Raw genomic sequence first — 16,954 nt, 5'->3', positions numbered from 1 at the left:
TTTTAGAATGAACACCTATGAAAGAAATGGTCATCAATGGGGTCAAAGTCAGACCCGGTCAATCGATGAATATTGACATTGCCATCGCAAGATTGCCTACCCATACTTTGATCGATCTTCCGATTTTTATCAACCGGGCCAAAGAGGAAGGTCCGGTCGTTTTGATTTCAGGTGGAGTCCATGGTGATGAGATCAACGGGATAGTTGCAGTCAGGAGGATGTTGGAAGAGAACCTTATTTCGCTTACAAAAGGAACAGTTATTTTTATGCCTCTTGTGAATGTTTATGGGTTTTTGAGCAGTTCAAGGACATTTCCGGATGGAAGAGACCTGAATAGAAGTTTCCCGGGAAATAAAAAAGGGTCATTGGCATCCCAGATCGCATTCATTTTGTCCAACGACATCATTCCTTTGATAGATTATGGCATTGATTTTCATACCGGAGGCAGGATGCTTTCCAATTATCCCCAGATCAGGGTTGATTATAAGGATAAAAAAGGGTTGGAACTTGCTAATGCTTTTGGAACGCATTACATTCTGAATTCACCACATATTGACAAATCTTTTAGAAAAGAAGCCTATAAGCGCCGAAAACATATATTGGTATATGAAGGAGGAGAATCTATGAGACTCGATAATTATGCCGTGGAAGAAGCGCTATTGGGCACCCAGAGGATGCTGATTCATTTGGGAATGATGGAGGGGATTGTCCCTTCAAAGCCTACTATTATGATTTCGGAAAGCTCATGGGTGAGGGCAAAAGTTTCAGGGATATTCACTTCAACAGTAAATTTGGGTGATGAAGTGAAAAAAGGTCAGATTTTGGCGAAAATCACCGATCCTTATGGACAAGTAAAAGTTCCGGTTAAGGCTACGCACAATGGCCACGTGGTGGGTCTGAACAATAACCCGGTAGTCAACTCAGGCGATGCATTGGTGCATGTTGGTAGAGTTTGATTGTAAAAAAAAAGCCGTCCCGGGGATTTATTTTCTTAGGACGGCATTTTGAAATTATAGATTTGAAATAAAATTAGGAAGGAAAAACTTCCCCTCTGTAATCAGTACCTGCGTTCTTTGATCAAGTGGGCCTGTATCTGAAAGGTCAAAAATCACTCCTTCAAATTCTCCTACTGAACCTTCTGTGGTGAATTCTGTAATTTTGAATGAGCTATCGTCCAAAGCGCCTGGATTTTCACTCTGTAATAAAGTAGCTCCAAATTCCTTTCCGTTTTCGTCAAAATAAATCAATGCCAAGGAGGGGACTAATGATCCATTTACCATTATTGGGTTTTGCATGATGTACCTTAGCCCCAACTCTATTTGTTCGGTATTCCGAAATGACATGATCACCGCATTTTTGCTCAGCTCTTTTCCTGTCACCATATTAAACAGTGTGAATCTGTTTGGTCCATCTTCTAGGAATGTAATTCCCGCTTCGCTGTTTATACGAAATTCTTTTTGCACGCCATTCACTTTAAAACTGTAATAATAATCAGGTTTTGGGTCTTCTTTTTCACAGGAAGAAAAGGAAAACACCGCGAATAGCAAGAGAATGGATACGATAGTATTTTTCATAATGAGTTGGAATTTTTTGAAATAACGAAAATTCTTGGCGTGTGGATGTTTTGCAAGGCACAAAAATAGGGTAAAAATTAAATTTATGTTAGCAAATTACTTTTGGATTGGGTTTTTTAACATTAATCAAGCCCTTTAAAAAAATAAGCCACTCCTTAATTCGGGAGTGGCTTATTTACGTTTTAGCTATTTTGCCTATTAACTGAAGAATTTTTTTAGACCTTCAATTTTCCTTTCCAATGATGATTCTACTGCTTTATAAGCCTCTTTATTGGGAAGGGGTTCATTGACTGAGAAATAATATTTGATCTTAGGTTCTGTTCCTGAAGGTCTTGCAGAAATCTTGCTTCCATCTGCCAAATAAAACTGGATGACGTTCGATTTGTCCATTTGAAGTGGGGATTCTGTACCATTGACAGTATCATATACTTTGCTTTCTTTGACATCCACTACTTTCACAACTTTGACTCCGTTCATTTCAGTTGGTCTGTTGGTTCTGAAACCGGACATTAACTTTTGGATCTGTTCTGCCCCATCTTTACCTTTTTTGGTGACAGAGATCAAGGATTCTTTATAGAAACCATATTGTGTATAAATCTCCGCCAGGACATTTTGGACAGTTTTGCCTTGGGATTTGTAATAAGCCACTATTTCGGAAACCATCGCACAGGCTGAAACCCCATCTTTATCTCTGACAAAATCCCCGACGAGATAGCCATAACTTTCTTCACCACCCCCGATAAATTGCTTTTTGCCTTCAAGGTTCCGTATTACCTCAGCTATATTCTTGAATCCTGTCAATACCGAAAAGCAGGTTACCCCAAAGCCTTTACAGATTTCATCGATGAGTTCGGTGGTCACAATGGTGTTTACCATAAATTGGTCTCCATCAAGCTTTCCAAGTTCTTTCCATTTGCTCAAAAGGTAGTAGGTCAGCAAAGAACCGGTTTGGTTTCCGTTCAATAAGTCGTAACCGCCTTTACCATCAGGGACACAGGCTGCATAGCGATCACCATCAGGGTCACAGGCCAATACAAGTTCTGCACCTGTTTTCTTTCCGAGCTCAATGGCCATTGTAAGCGCCTCTGCTTCTTCAGGATTGGGATAAATCACTGTAGGGAAAGTGCCGTCAGGCTTTTCCTGTTCTTTTACAATATGTACATTTTCAAATCCAAAACCTTTCAGTGCCGCAGGGACCATTTTGCCGGAAGCGCCATGAATGGGAGAGAAGACGATTGGCATGTTTTTTTGTGCCAGGATTTCATTTTTGGATAGACTGAGTTTTTTGACCAAGTCCAAATAGATTTTATCAAAATCCTCTTCTATGAATTCGATCAGATCATCATCTTTATTCCAATTGACATCATCCATGGAGGTGATTTTCAAGACCTCATCGATGATGTTTTTATCGTGAGGAGCGACTACCTGTCCACCATCATCCCAATAGGCTTTGTAACCATTGTATTCCTTAGGATTGTGAGATGCAGTGACCATTACGCCACTTTTACATCCAAAATGTCGGATAGCAAAAGACAACATCGGTGTTGGTCGCATTTCCCTGAAATATTTTACTTTGATGCCATTGGCGGTAAATACATTGGCGGTGGTTTCCGCAAAAAGCGTGTTGTTGATACGGCAATCATGCGTAATAGCCACTTTGATCTCTTCACCCGGAAAGCATTTTAAAAGATAATTTGCCAATCCCTGAGTTGCCATGGCAACAGTATAGACGTTCATCCTGTTGGATCCTACACCCATCAAGCCCCTCAAACCTCCCGTTCCAAATTCTAGGTCTCGGTAAAAAGAGTCAATCAACTCAGTTTTGTCAGGGGCTTCAAGCAGGGCCTTTATTTCTTTTTTACTCTTTTCGTCAATGTTACTGTTCAGCCAGCTGTTTGCTTTGGCCAAAATCATAGGATCTACTGTTGTCATCTGTGAAAAATTTTGAATGAATTTCTAATTTAAATATTTCAATAAAATTACCTGCATTCCTTATGTAAAATGTAGAAATATTATAGGATTAAGCCAATAAGTCAATCAGTAAAAGGCTGAAACCAGGATAACTTCTGATCATTTACTTTTCAGCTTTTGCATTTTTACCCTAAAGATTTCCCCTGAGTTCCTGCTCTCTTTCAATGGCTTCAAACAATGCCTTGAAATTTCCTTTGCCAAAGGATTTAGCTCCTTTTCTTTGGATGATTTCAAAGAAAAGGGTGGGACGGTCCTGTACAGGTTTGGTAAAAATCTGTAGCAGGTAGCCTTCTTCATCTCTATCCACCAATATGTTAAGGTCCTTTAGGGGTTGAAGGTCCTCTTCAATTTTGCCGACCCTATCCAACAAATCATCATAATAGGAGGCAGGAACTTCCAAAAACTCGACTCCTCTTTTTCTCAACTCCGAAACAGTATGCACGATGTCGTCGGTCGCTATCGCCATATGCTGTACACCAGGGCCATTGTAAAAATCAAGGTATTCTTCAATCTGTGATTTCTTTTTGCCTTCAGCAGGTTCATTGATCGGGAATTTGATAAAGCCATTGCCATTGGATACAACCTTGGACATCAAGGCGGAATATTCAGTAGAAATATCTTTGTCATCGAAAGTAATCAAAAGAGTAAAGCCCATGACATTTTCATAGAAGTCCACCCATTTGTTCATTTCGCCCCATCCCACATTGCCCACGCAGTGGTCGATGTATTTTAAACCGATTGGAGTTGCTTTGTATTCACTTTTCCTTGGTTTGTATCCTGGTAAGAATATGCCTTTGTAATTTTTTCTCTCCACAAATGTATGTATGGTTTCGCCATAAGTCCGGATAGAGGCAGTCACTACTTCTCCAAATTCATCTTTTGTAACTTTCGGTTCTTCATAGGGAATGCCGCCTCGGGTCACTGTTTCTGAAAAAGAATGCGCTGCATCATCTACCCATAGTGCCAATACTTTGACACCGTCTCCATGTTTTTTGATATGGTCTGCGATGGGGTGATTTTCCTTTAATGGGGTAGTAAGGACTAGCCTGATTTTGTCTTGCTTCAAAACATACGAAGCACGGTCCCTGACGCCTGTCTCAGGTCCTGCATAGGCGATCAATTCATATCCAAAGGCATATTGGTAAAAAAGTGAAGATTGCTTGGCATTGCCGACATACAATTCAACATAGTCTGTCCCGTTGATGGGAAGAAAATCCTGTTTCATGAGCTATTGTTTTTGGGTTTATTTATTCTTGTCCCAAATATAGGAAAATGAGGAGGAAAATGGGTGGTTTTTGGAGGTCAGTTTTACGTCGCAGTGGTTAGTATTCAGTTGGCAGTCTCAGTCTCAGTGGTCAGTCGCAGTTGGTAGTGATCAGTTTCAGAGGAGATTTTTTCTTACAGGCTCTATAACTGTTGAAAATGGATTAACAACTTTATAATTTTCAATTGTTTCAAAACTTTCTAACCTATTAACATCCATCCTCCCAACTTCCCACCTTCCTACTCCTGCCCGTTTCGATTAGCCAAAAGGTAAATCACTCCCAAAAAAGCCCAAGAAAATGACCATTCTACCAGACCCATTTTGGGTAATCCAAAGATCAAAAACCCATACCAAACAGGAATCATCACCAAGCCGATTACAAATTTGAAAGTGGCAAAGAAAACCTTGTCATCAATTTTTGGCTGGATCAAAAGCCAAATCCAATAAATTGGAAAGTGAAGCACTTTCATGACTTTGTTTGAAAAATAGGGCCTTAAATAAGGTTTGGAAGGGGATTTGGGATTTTCACTTAATAAAAATTTCCGGACATCTTCCGGGTGGGTGAGGTCAATCCTGTTTTGTATCAATGATTCAAGTTTGTTTTCATAATCAGATTCAGGAATGGTACTGACCAAAGGCTCTAAGGCTTTGGATGTGGCAGAAATCAATGGTTCAAAAAGAGGAAAGTAGTCTTTTGGTCTGATGGGTATGCCAAATACTAAACTTACCTTACTTCCCGAAAATCGGTGGTTGCTATAATTGATGCCTACAGGAAGTATGACCAAATCAAGGTCAGGGTCTTTTTCCAGAGTTTGGTATGCGATCCGCGCAAACCCTTTTTTCAAAGGTCTCAGATTTCTTTGGTTGCTGTGGTTTCCTTCGGCAAAAATCACAATGCTTCCTTTTTCCAAAAGAATGTTGACACTCTTGTCAAAGGTTTCATTGTTTTTCTCCATGTTGTTGATTCCGTCTCTCACCCTGTAGATGGGGATCATTCTGATAAAGTCGAGCAATTTTGCAACTAATGACTTTTTGAATACTGAGGCTCTAGTCAAAAAATGAGGTTTGAGATTGGTATGGGTAGCGATTAATATCGGATCAATTAAAGCATTCTGATGATTGGATACGATGAGAACAGCTTTGCCTTTTGGGATTTTTTCTTTTCCATATACTTTGATTTTGGAAAAGTAAACATGCAGGGCCACTTTGACAATTAGCCTTAAAAGGGCGTTAAACAGGTTTTTCATTAATCTGATTTTCCTTTCCTATTCATTTTGCGTGATATATCGGGGATTTATTTCTTTGACCTTTTTCCAGATCATTGCCAGGCTCATACCGGAAATGATATGCCAGATGCCCCACCATGCGGCAATGATTGCCATTCCTCCCAATCCTTCGAAATAGGTGAAAATCAATACCAAAGCCAAGCCGGAATTTTGAATTCCAGTCTCTATTGTTAAAGTTTTGGTGTCAGCAAGATTCAATTTACCGATTTTTGCAATGGAATAACCCGAAAAAAGAGCGACAAAATTATGGCCCAAAACCCAAAGGAAAATCAATCCGATGAACTTTAAAAACAAATTATAATTGCCTATGAATGCAACGACAACAAAAGCCGCAAAAATAAGGATACTTACGGGCTTAAGTATTTTGGTCGCTTTGGCCGCCCAATTTGGAAATCGGTTGTTGACCATCATACCCAATATCAAGGGAATACCCAAAATCAGTGCTACAGTCTGGAAAACATCAAAGTAAGAAAGCGAAATCTCTTGGAGCAAATCGGCAGTAGGTCTATAAAGCCCCGACCATAAAGCAAAGTTGAATGGGGTAATAAAGATTGAAAATCCTGTGGAAAAGGCTGTCAGAGAAACGGAAAGGGCGGTATTGCCTTTTGCCAGGTGGGTAAGAAAATTTGAAACATTTCCTCCAGGGCATGCCGCCACCAAAAACATTCCCAATGCTACAGAAGGCGGTGGGCTGATTAGGTAAACCAACAACAAGGTCAGGAAAGGCAAGAAAAAGAATTGTGAACAGATACCCAACCAAAAGGCCTTTGGGTTTTTGGCAATGTACTTGAAATCAACCATCCTAAGCTCCAAGGCAACTCCAAACATGATGATCGCCAGTGAGATATTTAGCAGGAAAAGTGATTCCTGATTGAAATTTAAAGTACTGCTGTCAAGGGCTTCGATCATTTGTTATTAGGAGGGTCAAAGGAGAAATGTAATCATTTTGAGCGGGAAGTTATCTTCGAAATGATATATCCTGTATGACTTGCTTCCTTTAGGTTGATTATTCCTTGAGGGTCTTTCATCATGTCCTCATAGGTGAGTTTGTCTATTTCGGCAAATAATTTCTCATCTATTTTAAAATCCATTTCCTTCAAGCCGGATTTTGGCATCACAAATCCCAATCCGTAATCTGTGTTGATGACACCTGCTTCCAAATCATAAGGGTATTTTCTAATCAGGTAAACCACAGATTTCCAGACATCCCCACACCATTCACCTGACCATCCTTCTATGTTTTTTTGTTCTTCCTTAGATGGGAAAAACTCAGAAGGGAAGGCAGCTGCTGCTGTTGGTGGATAGCAATCGTGCATGAGGATGAGTCCTTTGGGATTGAGGTAAATCAAGGAATTTAGAACGTCGTTGAGCGAAGTCCTAAAATTATGCAAGCCATCTACCAGCACGATATCAAGATGACCTAGTTGATTGAGATAGGTCTTTCTTTTGGCAAAAAAGGTATCGCTCTCTTCTTCAAAATAATTGTTCTTACTGTTACTAGGCCATTTTATCAGCCATTTCATTTTTCTAGTGATCGGAATTTTGAAGACAGGATCAACAGCCGTTTTGTTTTTTGCCCTTACAGGTAAAAAGGATTTTCCTTTTCGACAACCTATTTCGAGATAATTGGTAAAGGTTTTATTGCTAAAAATCTCTTGGATTAGCTCTGTTCGGTTCATAGTGGTCACTTTTGTTCTTTTTGTGAAAAGCTCAAAGCTTGATCTCAAACTTAATAAAATAATGTCAATTATTGATTTAGATTTCTGATTGAGGTTTTGCAGTTCAGGCTTTAAATAATTCCGATTTTATGCATAGGAAATAAATATCAATACCAACAATGATATTTCTCATGTTTTCCAGGTTTGATTTTTCATAGCTTCACAGATAATAGAGGAGGAAAAATGGGTTCAAAAAATGTCCAAAAACTAAAAGGCAAAAAACAAAAGGCGGTTTACCTTCATCATTTGGTGCGGGACTTGGAAGCGCTCGAGCTGATGATTCAGAGGGGTATGATTGAAAAGTCACCGATCCGCATCGGTGCCGAACTGGAATTCTGTATTGTAGATGCGGAGTTTTTGCCAAACAACAATTCCCTTCAGGTTCTGAAGGAAATCGATGACAAACACTTTACCACCGAAATCGGAAACTATAACCTCGAAATCAATTCTGATCCCATAAGCCTTGGTAAGAATTGTTTTTCCGAACTGCATCGGGACCTCAATGCTTTAATGGAAAAAGCCAAAGCAGCTGCCGAAAAATCTGAATCCAGAATTCTGATTACAGGTATTTTACCAACCATAGCACCAAAGCATACAACTTTGGATAGCATGACTGCTGTTGACCGCTATTTTGCCTTAAATGAAGCCGCCAAGGAATCCCGAGGTCAGGATTTTAGTATTCATATCAAAGGCGTAGATGAGGTTATAATGCTTCATGATTCTGTCATGCTCGAGGGATGCAATACAAGTTTCCAGATGCACCTACAGGTGGACCCTGATGAGTTTGTAGACACGTTCAATTGGTCCAAGGCTATCACGGGTCCCGTTTTGGCCGCCTGTTGCAATTCGCCATTGCTTTTTGGGAAGGAATTATGGAGTGAGACGAGGATTGCCCTTTTTACCCAAAGTGTAGATATCAGGGCCAATTCATTTTTGCTCAATGAAAACCAGCCTAGGGTCAGTTTTGAGAGCAAATGGCAGACGGGAACCATCTCTGATGTTTTCAAAGACAATGTGGCAAGGTTTCGGAGTATCCTGACAGCAGACTTTGAAAATGACAGCGTAGAACTTCTTGAAAATGGGAAAATCCCCAAACTGCAAGCCCTCTGTCTTCACAACGGCACAGTCTACCGATGGAACCGTGCCTGTTTTGGGGTGAGTGATGGCAAACCACACCTTAGGATAGAATGCAGGTATATTCCATCAGGACCTACTGTCGTCGATCAGGTTGCCAACATGGCTTTTTGGGTGGGATTGATGAAAGGGAAACCTGAAAAATACAGGCAGATTCACAGTATGATGGATTTCAAAGATGTAAAATCCAATTTTTTGGCCGCCGCAAGGTATGGAATGGCTGCCCAATTCCTTTGGGAAGGAAAATTATACACAGCTAAGAATTTGTTGTTGGAGGTATTCTTGCCCATGGCAAAAGAAGGCTTGGCAAAAGCAGGTGTTGATAAGGTGGACATAGAGAAATACCTTGATGTCATCCAAAATCGGATAATATCCAACAATGGTTCTGAATGGATCACTAAAAGCTATCGGAATCTGCTGAGCATCAAAAAGCCTGACGCAGCTTTACAGATATTGACGGCAAACATGTACCTTAATCAAGAAAGCGGAAAGCCTGTTTCGGAGTGGGAAGTTCTTCCTCCCGAAGCGATGTCCCAATTTAACATTACCAAAAAAGTCCACCATTTCATGAGTACTGATATTTTTTCTGTAGAAGAAAATGATTCCATCGAATTGGTCGCACACATGATGAAATGGAAAAACATCCACCATATGCCTGTTATAAAGCGAGAAAAGGAATTGGTGGGGATATTGTCATGGACAGACGTGAAATTGCTTTTTGAAAAAGGCAATGCTACCAATGCCACTGTAAAGTCACTTATGAAAACCGAACTGATCACAATCGGGCAGGACAGCACTATGGATGAAGCGAGGGAATTAATGGAGAAACATAATATCCACGCCTTGCCGGTTGTAAGGGGAAACAAACTCATCGGAATATTGACTTCAAATGACTTATAATGAATACCCAAACCTTCACCCCAAAACCGGAAATGGCTACTGACAGGGTCATCGAAAAATTGAAAGGTGAAAAACCTGGGCCTATAGTATTGTTTTTTGCAGGAATCCATGGCAATGAACCTGCCGGTGTCTTGGCATTGCAGGAGGTTTTTGTTTGCCTTTCTCAAAAAAGGAAAAACCTTCGTGGAACAATCTATGCTATCCGGGGCAATCTCAGAGCTTTGTCTCAAGGGAGGAGATTTATGGATATGGACCTCAACAGACTTTGGACCAAGTCAAACATCAAAACGGTGCAGAACAAAAAGGTACTTTTAGAAGAGGAAAAGGAACTATTAGAATTATTGGATTTTCTGAAAGAAACCCTAAAAACCGAAAAAGGCCCCTTTTATTTTATCGATTACCATACCACTTCCAGCAAAACCCTTCCTTTTATTACCATCAATGATTCGATGATAAACAGGAAGTTTGCCAGACAATTTCCAGTACCAATTGTACTTGGAATCGAAGAGTACCTTGAGGGACCTATGCTCAGCTACATCAATCAGTTGGGATATGTTGCCATTGGCTTCGAATCAGGACAGCATAGTGATCCTGATGCTGTCAGCAACGCGGTTGCTTTTTCTTACAAGATTTTGGTGGAGGCAGGAGTCCTTGGGAAGCTAGACATAGAGGATTATAATAAGTATACAATGCAACTTGAGCAAGCGGCCAATTACGTGCGTGATATTTTCGAAGTGGTCTACCTACACAGGATCATCGGTGTGGATGTTTTTAAAATGCTTCCCGGATTTGAAAGCTTTCAAAAAATCAAAAGAGGAACACTCCTTGCGACCAATAATGCATTGCCTGTTCTTTCGGCTTATGATGGAAGGTTGTTTATGCCGCTGTACCAAAATCAGGGAAGTGATGGGTTTTTTATTATCCGAAAGATTCCAGCAATTGCCCTTAAGCTCTCGGCTTTTTTGAGGAAAATAAAAATCGACAACATCTTCACTTTGCTTCCCGGGGTGAAATGGGAAAATAGGGACAAGGAAATCCTGCGGGTAGATCTCAATATTGCTAAATTTATGACCAAGCCGCTATTTCATTTGCTCGGATACCGGGTTAGACAATTGGATTCACAATACCTTAGGCTATATAACCGTGAAAAAGCCTCCAAAAAGAAAATGTACAGGAATGAGGGGTGGTGGTAGTTTTGATGTGGCTGACTTTCGAGATATTTATATAATAACTGAGCTATTTTTCGATTCCAATTCCTCCCCTTCAAAAAAATAACCCAATAACCGATCACGAATTACCCAATAACCATTAACCAATTTATTCTCATCAAAAGGAACAAATCCCTAAATTCATTTTGTTCCATCCTAAAACCCATCTAAGATGTTTGAATACAATCCCGAAAAGCATTATCCAAAAGAAACCGAAAGTCGTGTAGTCATCAGGTTTCAGGATTGTGATCCGTTGCAGCACCTTAACAATGCCAAATACTTTGATTATTTTTTTAACGCCCGTGAAGATCAGGTGCCGAAGCTCTATGGGGTGGAGGTGATTGATTTTATCAGAAAGTACAAATCCGCTTGGGTCGTCTATAACCACAACATCTCCTACGTCCGTCCTGCAAAAGTAGGGGAGTGGGTTCGTATCATGAGCCGCCTGCTATGGTACAACCACAACACGATCGTCGTAGAATACTACATGACTGATGACTCTCGGAAGGAACTCAAAACTGTACTTTGGACCACAATGCGATATGTCACAGTCAAGGAAGGATTATCCACGGACCATGATGGCGCGGTCCTAGAATTCCTAAAAGCGACTACAGAAAACCTCGATATCAGCAATATGACTATTTCTGAAAGGGTCAAAATCATTAAATCAGAATTATAACTAGCTATTTGTCCGCTATACTTGACCGTTGTAGAACGGAACCTGTACAAAACCGTACAGGTTTTTTTATTTGATATTCGGCAAAAATATTTTTCAATTTTTTTTCAAAATTAATTATAGTTAAAATCTTGAGTCTGATGCAACCTTTTGGAACTTGGTGTTTTTAGTTTTTTACCAAAATCTGTCACGAAAAAGGACACTTTACTGTATGATTGTATCAGGATAATACAGTTTTTGGGTTTTAAGAATTTTTCCGCAATCGATTGAATGTTAAACACGTGACGTTTGTGTTAATTCTTTTTAACATCGGAATCTCCTGTGAGCATGCCATTTTTTTTTGGTACAGAAGATGGATAAGAGATCATACCAACTTATAAACAACCACACAAAATGAAAAAATTACTCACATTAGCATTAGCCGCCACACTAGGTGTAGCCAGCTTTGCAAACGCTTCAAATGAAGGAATCGAAGAATTATCTTCAGTACGTTCCAAAGACAAAAAGGTAGCCATCTCTTTGAAAGAAGGATTGGGCAAAGTAAAACTAGAAATCCTCGACAGTGAGGGACACAAGCTTCATCAGCAATTTGTCAAAGTTAAAGAAGATATACAGGTTCCTTATGACCTTTCACAGCTTCCTGCCGGAGAATACCAGGTGTCGATAGAAAGCAATATCAAAGAGCCAAGTGCTGATAAAATGGTCTATACCTTCGAAACCAAAGAGGCACCGGCCCCGCTTCCATTGATGGCATACGGCAAGAGTCTTGATGAAAATTCTTTCAGATTGGCAGTCATCGGATTGGAAAAGCCGGGAACAAAAGTGGAAATTTTAGACAGTAACGGAAAAGCTGTTTTTTCAGAAAAAATCAACCAAGAAGAGGCTTTTACCAAAATCTACCACCTAAAAAACATGAGTGTCAAAGATGTGTCTTTGAGAGTCACTGACGCAACCGGAAGAACAAAAACCCTTTATTTGTAAACTTAAACCACTATTGTAGACCAAGCCCTGGAGTTGATTCTTCAGGGTTTTTTTTGTGTAAAAGGACTTTGATCGTAAAATCCTCTCTGAGCAATACTAATATTTTTCTGTTGGTCAATTCTAGATATTTAGATCCAAATCAATAGGCTACTGGATTTATTGATTTAAGTTTAAAAGTGTACCTGCTATTTCATCCCTGAGTTTGGGGTTTACCTGTACCTCATCCGCAAAGTTTTTCCATTGTTGGACCGTTTCGCTGATCTCCTCAATGATTTCAGAGGCATTTTTACATCGTATGGATTCTCCAACTGCCATCAAATCCAGCTTGCTAATGTCTTTTCGTTTGCCGTTGATGCTTAGTGCATGTTGGCTTACCCACTCGCTTCCGGGACGAAATGCATGGCAAAGGTCGTATGCAGGAGCCAATTGCCATTTGCCTTCCTGCTTCAATAAAAACGAAAAATTCTTGGTATGGTCATCACAGTTGCGGGCGATCACATTGAATACCATTCTTCTGAACATTTGTGTAGCATCGGCATAGGTCAATTTCAATTCCCGCATACATTGGAAAAGCTGCTCGTAACTAAAACTATTAACCATATTGTAGTCAAAATGCTTCAGGGCACAGAAGGTTTGAACATGGTGCTTTACTTCTCCGTCCTCTCGGTCAAAGCGTTTTGTGAAAAAATGTGCCCTTCCATTTTCTTCAAGCAGTCTCGAAGGCATCATCTCTATACCACATGCTTTGGCCATGTTATGATAAGCCATTTCCACCCTTCCATAGCCATGACTGCTGCCCAACTGCACCTCACTGACACCATCCAATTTGATCAGCCATTGCCCAAAACCTTTGGGAGCGGCTGTTTGGCCTGACTTGACCTCCCCGGTTTTTTCATTCCATGCTATGAGCGCCTTCGGGCGGGCACCTCCTGCTGAAGTGCCGATTTTGAGAATCTCCGTTAGCGCTTGTTCTTCATCTTTTTTAAGATTGGAGGTAAATGTCTCCTTCTGGTTGAGCAACCTCCGGGCAGTATCCACCAGACTGTCTATTTCAATAGAGAATGTTCTTTTGGTTTCTTTAAGGACTGTAGGTTCAAACTCCAAAGCTCCCATTCCACGTGTGCCGATAAAGCAAAGCATTTCTACAGGGTTCATGCTTTCTTGCTGACGTCCCTGCTGTGCCAGCCAGATATTGATCAGCTGGTTTCCGTATCTGTCAGGCAAGACATCTGCTAAAAGCCCGGGTAATCCCTTGAAAGTGTCGTATTCCGGGTTCTTACTTTTCCTTAGTTCAGGAAATGAAAATTGGCTTTTGCCTGATCCTATCGGCATTTTCAGTGGGGAAAGGTCCCAGCCTAATTGTTTGAATTTTGGCTCAAATTCAAAAACTGCAAAACCTGCTTTTTCATCCCAAGCCACAGCCCCTACTGACTCTCCCCATATTTTGACTGCTGCTGCTTCCATTCCTTCACCAATCAGTTTCTTCAGTCTTTTCTTCCTCAATTCCGGACTTTCTTCTTGCCCGCTGCCTTTTTTCTTTTTGTTTTTTGACCAATGCCAATGGGCTTATGGTTTCCCTCACTTCAAATACTTCCATGATACCCAGCTGATCCAACATCCTCAATACCTGAATCAGGGTAGGGACTGTGACAGTTTCGCCCCGCTCTAGGAGGCTTATAGTCGATCGGCTTATGCCTGCTTCTGATGCCAAAACATCCTGCGTCTTGTTCTGCTCCATACGGTGATGCTTGACAAATTCACCTATCTGTTTCATCAAAGCTTTATCACTCATGGAAACCCATTCTTTGTATGATTTATCAGTCATAAAGCATGTTTATTTTATTTAGTGAATGGTATACCATGTAAATATAAAAAAATTAATTTAATTGTATTATTCTGTATTATTATTCATTCGTTAGATGTAAATTTAAAATATAATGAATTATTTATCATTCATTTTTTTGATTAATTATAGGATTTGATGGGATTATTAAAGCTATTTACAAAAGTGGAAAATTTAGACAGTAACGGAAAAGCTGATTTTTCAGAAGAAATCAACCAAGAAGAGGCTTTTACCAAAATCTATCGCTTAAAAAAACTTACCAACAAAGAAGTGTCATTAAAAATCACTGACGCAACCGGAAGAACAAAAACCCTTTATTTGTAAACTTAAACCACTACTGTAGACCAAGCCCAAGAGATGATTCTTCAGGGCTTTTTTTATATCAAACCTATTACAGGCTAGCAAGATTAATTCTGATTGGTTAATTGATTTTTATGGGATTATGAATTGAGAAGAAAATATGCATTTGTATTTCTTTATTCTTTTTCTGTTAATTCTCGGTAAAGTGATTCAATCAGACTCAAATCTGGTTCTAACCTCATCCAACGGGTTCTTTCCTGCTGTACAGACATCCACCTATAGAACCAAGAAACTCCCCATTTTTGGTAATACCGATTTTCTTGGTGATAAGCAGTGTCTTGCAGAGCAGTCTCCAGACTGATGAAATTGTAGTTTTCCTCTTTTAACTTCCGGACAATTTCACCAAGGTAATTGGAGTTCAAAGCGTTATCATGACAAAGGTAGATTTGGTTTATTTTCCTACCGTATTTTTCCATAGAAAGGGAATCAAAAAAATGGAAATAATCCATGGTTTTGGAAACATATAACTCACCGATTTCCTTTGCTTTTTCAGTTTCAGAATGGGAAAGATAATACTCGTAGATAAAATTGAACATCCAATCAGAACTTTCCACGGTAAAAGGAGTGCTGATGTACTTTTTTTCCTTGAGAAAGCTTTCAATCAAAATTTGTTGGACAGAATCTTTTCCCAAGTCATTGTATGGGAAGCGAAAATATTGGAGAGGTTTATTGTATTTGCCTGCGAGCTCCCGGCTGATGGATTCACCTTTTTCAACATCTTCTTTAAATGTTTCATACCCCACATCTGAATATCTAGGATGGCTAAAGGTATGGTTACCAAGAGTGACAAAATCCTTTTTTGCCCAATCAATCAAGAGTTCAAAATTCCTTGCTATTGAATCAGTTTTATAGAGCAGACCTTCATTGATAAAAACAGCAACCGGAATATCAAATGAATCCAGTTTATCGAGCAAAAGTGATTGAAAATGATCCGTTTTAAACTGCCGGGTGTTTGGTACATCATCTATCGTTATAGCCACATTCGTTTGACTATTGACAGACAGCGCTCCAAAGAAAAAGTAGGTCAGTAAGCAGAAAGACCATTTGATTGTCGGTTTTATTTTCATTTTTTTTCGGGAAACATTAGAGGCCCAAATAAACTTATGATTTCAAATTGACCTTTCTATTTGACTGATTTCAGATAAGATTCCGGGGTCATTATGGATAAAGTGCTCGATTTATAATCTTTGGTATTTCTGGTAATGATGACTTTGATTTCTTTTTCATTTAAGGCAGAGAAATTCTGAAGTGCATCCTCAAAATCTTTGAATTCAGAGTTAAGTGCCTCAATGACAGTATTTTTGTTTGGTGTGGTGAAATCGATGATGTTCATCAGCATTTTTAAATTTTCAATCACCTTTTCATGGTTTGCTGTTTTCCGCAATAAATAATAGACATTGCTCAACATGATAGAAGTAACAAAACCTTTGACTTCTCCTTTTTCACATAAACTCAGAATTCTTGATGCTTCTTCTGAAAAAGGCTTTCTGTCAAAAAAGAAATCGAGGATAACATCTGTATCTATTAAAAGCTTATCCATTACAAATATTTTTCAGATAGGCGGTCTGTTAATTCTTTCTTATAATCGAAATTTTCCGGCATTTTAAATGATCCTTTCAAAGATTTGACAATCGGAGTCAATTCATTTTCAGGTAAAGGTTCTTCATTGGTCAAGGCTTTCAGATAGTTTTCAATCAAATCAGATAGACTCCTTTCTTTCTTACGTGCGTATTTTTTGGCGTTTTCAATGACTGATTTCTCAATCGTTAAAGTCAGTTTCGTATTCATAGCTTTGAATTTAGATACCAATCTAGCAAAAATATTTACACGTGTCAATACTAAATTTTTTACACGTGTATATTATTTAAAATGTTTCTTTAAACAAGGCTTCAAATAACCAATTAACCATTAACCAAATAACCAAATTAACCAACTAACCCTTAACCCACTCACTTATACCTCCTCATCAGATTCTCCCCCATATTCTCCGCCAATTCCACCAAGTCAATGTCGAGTTCTTTTTTATTTACTTCTAATAC

General features: G+C 39.4%; 17 protein-coding genes. 6 read left to right on the top strand and 11 right to left on the bottom strand.

From position 1 onward, the window contains the following. Positions 1–17: 17 nt before the first annotated feature. A complete protein-coding gene (locus ACZFYI_RS01430; RefSeq protein WP_462522339.1) occupies positions 18–956 on the top strand; it encodes a succinylglutamate desuccinylase/aspartoacylase family protein in 939 nt (312 codons plus the stop codon). 54 nt (positions 957–1,010) lie between these two features. Here ACZFYI_RS01430 and ACZFYI_RS01425 read toward each other — a convergent pair whose 3' ends face one another. The 6 genes from ACZFYI_RS01425 to ACZFYI_RS01400 all read right to left on the bottom strand — a co-directional run bounded on the left by ACZFYI_RS01425 (position 1,011) and on the right by ACZFYI_RS01400 (position 7,774). Further along, complete coding sequence (locus tag ACZFYI_RS01425; RefSeq protein WP_462522338.1) at positions 1,011–1,574, bottom strand: hypothetical protein; 564 nt, start codon at positions 1,572–1,574, stop codon at positions 1,011–1,013. 198 nt (positions 1,575–1,772) lie between these two features. Then, the gene (locus ACZFYI_RS01420; RefSeq protein ID WP_462522337.1) at positions 1,773–3,506 is read right to left on the bottom strand and encodes a phospho-sugar mutase; all 1,734 of its coding nucleotides are present in this window, start codon (positions 3,504–3,506) and stop codon (positions 1,773–1,775) included. A 169-nt stretch (positions 3,507–3,675) separates the two neighbouring features. Continuing rightward, positions 3,676–4,770 carry a 4-hydroxyphenylpyruvate dioxygenase gene (gene hppD, locus ACZFYI_RS01415; protein ID WP_462522336.1) on the bottom strand — a complete coding sequence of 365 codons (1,095 nt, stop codon included), beginning with the start codon at positions 4,768–4,770 and terminating at the stop codon, positions 3,676–3,678. Between the two features lie 278 nt (positions 4,771–5,048). Further along, positions 5,049–6,056, bottom strand: coding sequence for a lysophospholipid acyltransferase family protein (locus tag ACZFYI_RS01410; protein WP_462522335.1), 1,008 nt, complete (start codon positions 6,054–6,056; stop codon positions 5,049–5,051). Between the two features lie 18 nt (positions 6,057–6,074). Then, a complete protein-coding gene (locus ACZFYI_RS01405) occupies positions 6,075–7,004 on the bottom strand; it encodes a bile acid:sodium symporter family protein (protein ID WP_462522334.1) in 930 nt (309 codons plus the stop codon). A gap of 32 nt (positions 7,005–7,036) precedes the next feature. Then, complete coding sequence (locus ACZFYI_RS01400) at positions 7,037–7,774, bottom strand: class I SAM-dependent methyltransferase (protein WP_462522333.1); 738 nt, start codon at positions 7,772–7,774, stop codon at positions 7,037–7,039. A 222-nt stretch (positions 7,775–7,996) separates the two neighbouring features. Here ACZFYI_RS01400 and ACZFYI_RS01395 point away from each other — a divergent pair, with 222 nt between their 5' ends. From ACZFYI_RS01395 to ACZFYI_RS01380, 4 genes are all read left to right on the top strand, one after another. Continuing rightward, positions 7,997–9,847 (top strand): CBS domain-containing protein, encoded by a 1,851-nt coding sequence (locus ACZFYI_RS01395; RefSeq protein ID WP_462522332.1) that lies wholly within the window; start codon positions 7,997–7,999, stop codon positions 9,845–9,847. Next, entirely contained in the window at positions 9,847–11,040 is a 1,194-nt protein-coding gene (locus ACZFYI_RS01390; RefSeq protein ID WP_462522331.1) for a succinylglutamate desuccinylase/aspartoacylase family protein, read from the top strand. Before ACZFYI_RS01395 ends, ACZFYI_RS01390 begins: the two co-directional genes overlap by 1 nt. A 187-nt stretch (positions 11,041–11,227) precedes the next feature. Next, the gene (locus ACZFYI_RS01385; RefSeq protein WP_462522330.1) at positions 11,228–11,734 is read left to right on the top strand and encodes an acyl-CoA thioesterase; all 507 of its coding nucleotides are present in this window, start codon (positions 11,228–11,230) and stop codon (positions 11,732–11,734) included. 390 nt (positions 11,735–12,124) lie between these two features. After that, the gene (locus ACZFYI_RS01380) at positions 12,125–12,712 is read left to right on the top strand and encodes a DUF3244 domain-containing protein (protein ID WP_462522329.1); all 588 of its coding nucleotides are present in this window, start codon (positions 12,125–12,127) and stop codon (positions 12,710–12,712) included. A gap of 156 nt (positions 12,713–12,868) precedes the next feature. Here the strand turns inward: ACZFYI_RS01380 and ACZFYI_RS01375 are convergent, their stop codons facing one another. Next, positions 12,869–14,215, bottom strand: coding sequence for a type II toxin-antitoxin system HipA family toxin (locus tag ACZFYI_RS01375; protein WP_462522328.1), 1,347 nt, complete (start codon positions 14,213–14,215; stop codon positions 12,869–12,871). Then, complete coding sequence (locus tag ACZFYI_RS01370) at positions 14,181–14,537, bottom strand: helix-turn-helix domain-containing protein (protein WP_462522327.1); 357 nt, start codon at positions 14,535–14,537, stop codon at positions 14,181–14,183. Before ACZFYI_RS01370 ends, ACZFYI_RS01375 begins: the two co-directional genes overlap by 35 nt. A 183-nt stretch (positions 14,538–14,720) precedes the next feature. Here ACZFYI_RS01370 and ACZFYI_RS01365 point away from each other — a divergent pair, with 183 nt between their 5' ends. Then, positions 14,721–14,879: a hypothetical protein gene (locus tag ACZFYI_RS01365; RefSeq protein ID WP_462522326.1), complete on the top strand. Its 159-nt coding sequence runs from the start codon at positions 14,721–14,723 to the stop codon at positions 14,877–14,879. Between the two features lie 152 nt (positions 14,880–15,031). Here the strand turns inward: ACZFYI_RS01365 and ACZFYI_RS01360 are convergent, their stop codons facing one another. From ACZFYI_RS01360 to ACZFYI_RS01350, 3 genes are read right to left on the bottom strand one after another with little or no spacing between them, the layout of a single operon-like run. After that, the gene (locus tag ACZFYI_RS01360; RefSeq protein WP_462522325.1) at positions 15,032–15,982 is read right to left on the bottom strand and encodes a polysaccharide deacetylase family protein; all 951 of its coding nucleotides are present in this window, start codon (positions 15,980–15,982) and stop codon (positions 15,032–15,034) included. Positions 15,983–16,038: 56 nt separating this feature from the next. After that, on the bottom strand, positions 16,039–16,455 hold the full coding sequence (locus ACZFYI_RS01355) for a type II toxin-antitoxin system VapC family toxin (protein WP_462522324.1): 417 nt from the start codon (positions 16,453–16,455) through the stop codon (positions 16,039–16,041). Beyond that, on the bottom strand, positions 16,455–16,703 hold the full coding sequence (locus ACZFYI_RS01350; protein WP_462522323.1) for a DUF6364 family protein: 249 nt from the start codon (positions 16,701–16,703) through the stop codon (positions 16,455–16,457). The genes ACZFYI_RS01355 and ACZFYI_RS01350 overlap by 1 nt, the downstream gene beginning before the upstream one ends. Between the last annotated feature and the right edge of the window lie 251 nt (positions 16,704–16,954).

The sequence above is a fragment of the Aquiflexum sp. genome (genome assembly GCF_977115555.1).
Note: the sequence above shows the minus strand (reverse complement) of the source record. Positions and strands in the feature narration are given on the sequence as shown.

Bases quoted from the DNA above. Each gene is read 5' to 3' on its own strand.
- ACZFYI_RS01430 (WP_462522339.1), top strand. From the start codon at position 18: ATGAAAGAAATGGTCATCAATGGGGTCAAAGTCAGACCCGGTCAATCG.
- ACZFYI_RS01425 (WP_462522338.1), bottom strand. From the start codon at position 1,574: ATGAAAAATACTATCGTATCCATTCTCTTGCTATTCGCGGTGTTTTCC.
- ACZFYI_RS01420 (WP_462522337.1), bottom strand. From the start codon at position 3,506: ATGACAACAGTAGATCCTATGATTTTGGCCAAAGCAAACAGCTGGCTG.
- hppD (WP_462522336.1), bottom strand. From the start codon at position 4,770: ATGAAACAGGATTTTCTTCCCATCAACGGGACAGACTATGTTGAATTG.
- ACZFYI_RS01410 (WP_462522335.1), bottom strand. From the start codon at position 6,056: ATGAAAAACCTGTTTAACGCCCTTTTAAGGCTAATTGTCAAAGTGGCC.
- ACZFYI_RS01405 (WP_462522334.1), bottom strand. From the start codon at position 7,004: ATGATCGAAGCCCTTGACAGCAGTACTTTAAATTTCAATCAGGAATCA.
- ACZFYI_RS01400 (WP_462522333.1), bottom strand. From the start codon at position 7,774: ATGAACCGAACAGAGCTAATCCAAGAGATTTTTAGCAATAAAACCTTT.
- ACZFYI_RS01395 (WP_462522332.1), top strand. From the start codon at position 7,997: ATGGGTTCAAAAAATGTCCAAAAACTAAAAGGCAAAAAACAAAAGGCG.
- ACZFYI_RS01390 (WP_462522331.1), top strand. From the start codon at position 9,847: ATGAATACCCAAACCTTCACCCCAAAACCGGAAATGGCTACTGACAGG.
- ACZFYI_RS01385 (WP_462522330.1), top strand. From the start codon at position 11,228: ATGTTTGAATACAATCCCGAAAAGCATTATCCAAAAGAAACCGAAAGT.
- ACZFYI_RS01380 (WP_462522329.1), top strand. From the start codon at position 12,125: ATGAAAAAATTACTCACATTAGCATTAGCCGCCACACTAGGTGTAGCC.
- ACZFYI_RS01370 (WP_462522327.1), bottom strand. From the start codon at position 14,537: ATGACTGATAAATCATACAAAGAATGGGTTTCCATGAGTGATAAAGCT.
- ACZFYI_RS01360 (WP_462522325.1), bottom strand. From the start codon at position 15,982: ATGAAAATAAAACCGACAATCAAATGGTCTTTCTGCTTACTGACCTAC.
- ACZFYI_RS01355 (WP_462522324.1), bottom strand. From the start codon at position 16,455: ATGGATAAGCTTTTAATAGATACAGATGTTATCCTCGATTTCTTTTTT.
- ACZFYI_RS01350 (WP_462522323.1), bottom strand. From the start codon at position 16,703: ATGAATACGAAACTGACTTTAACGATTGAGAAATCAGTCATTGAAAAC.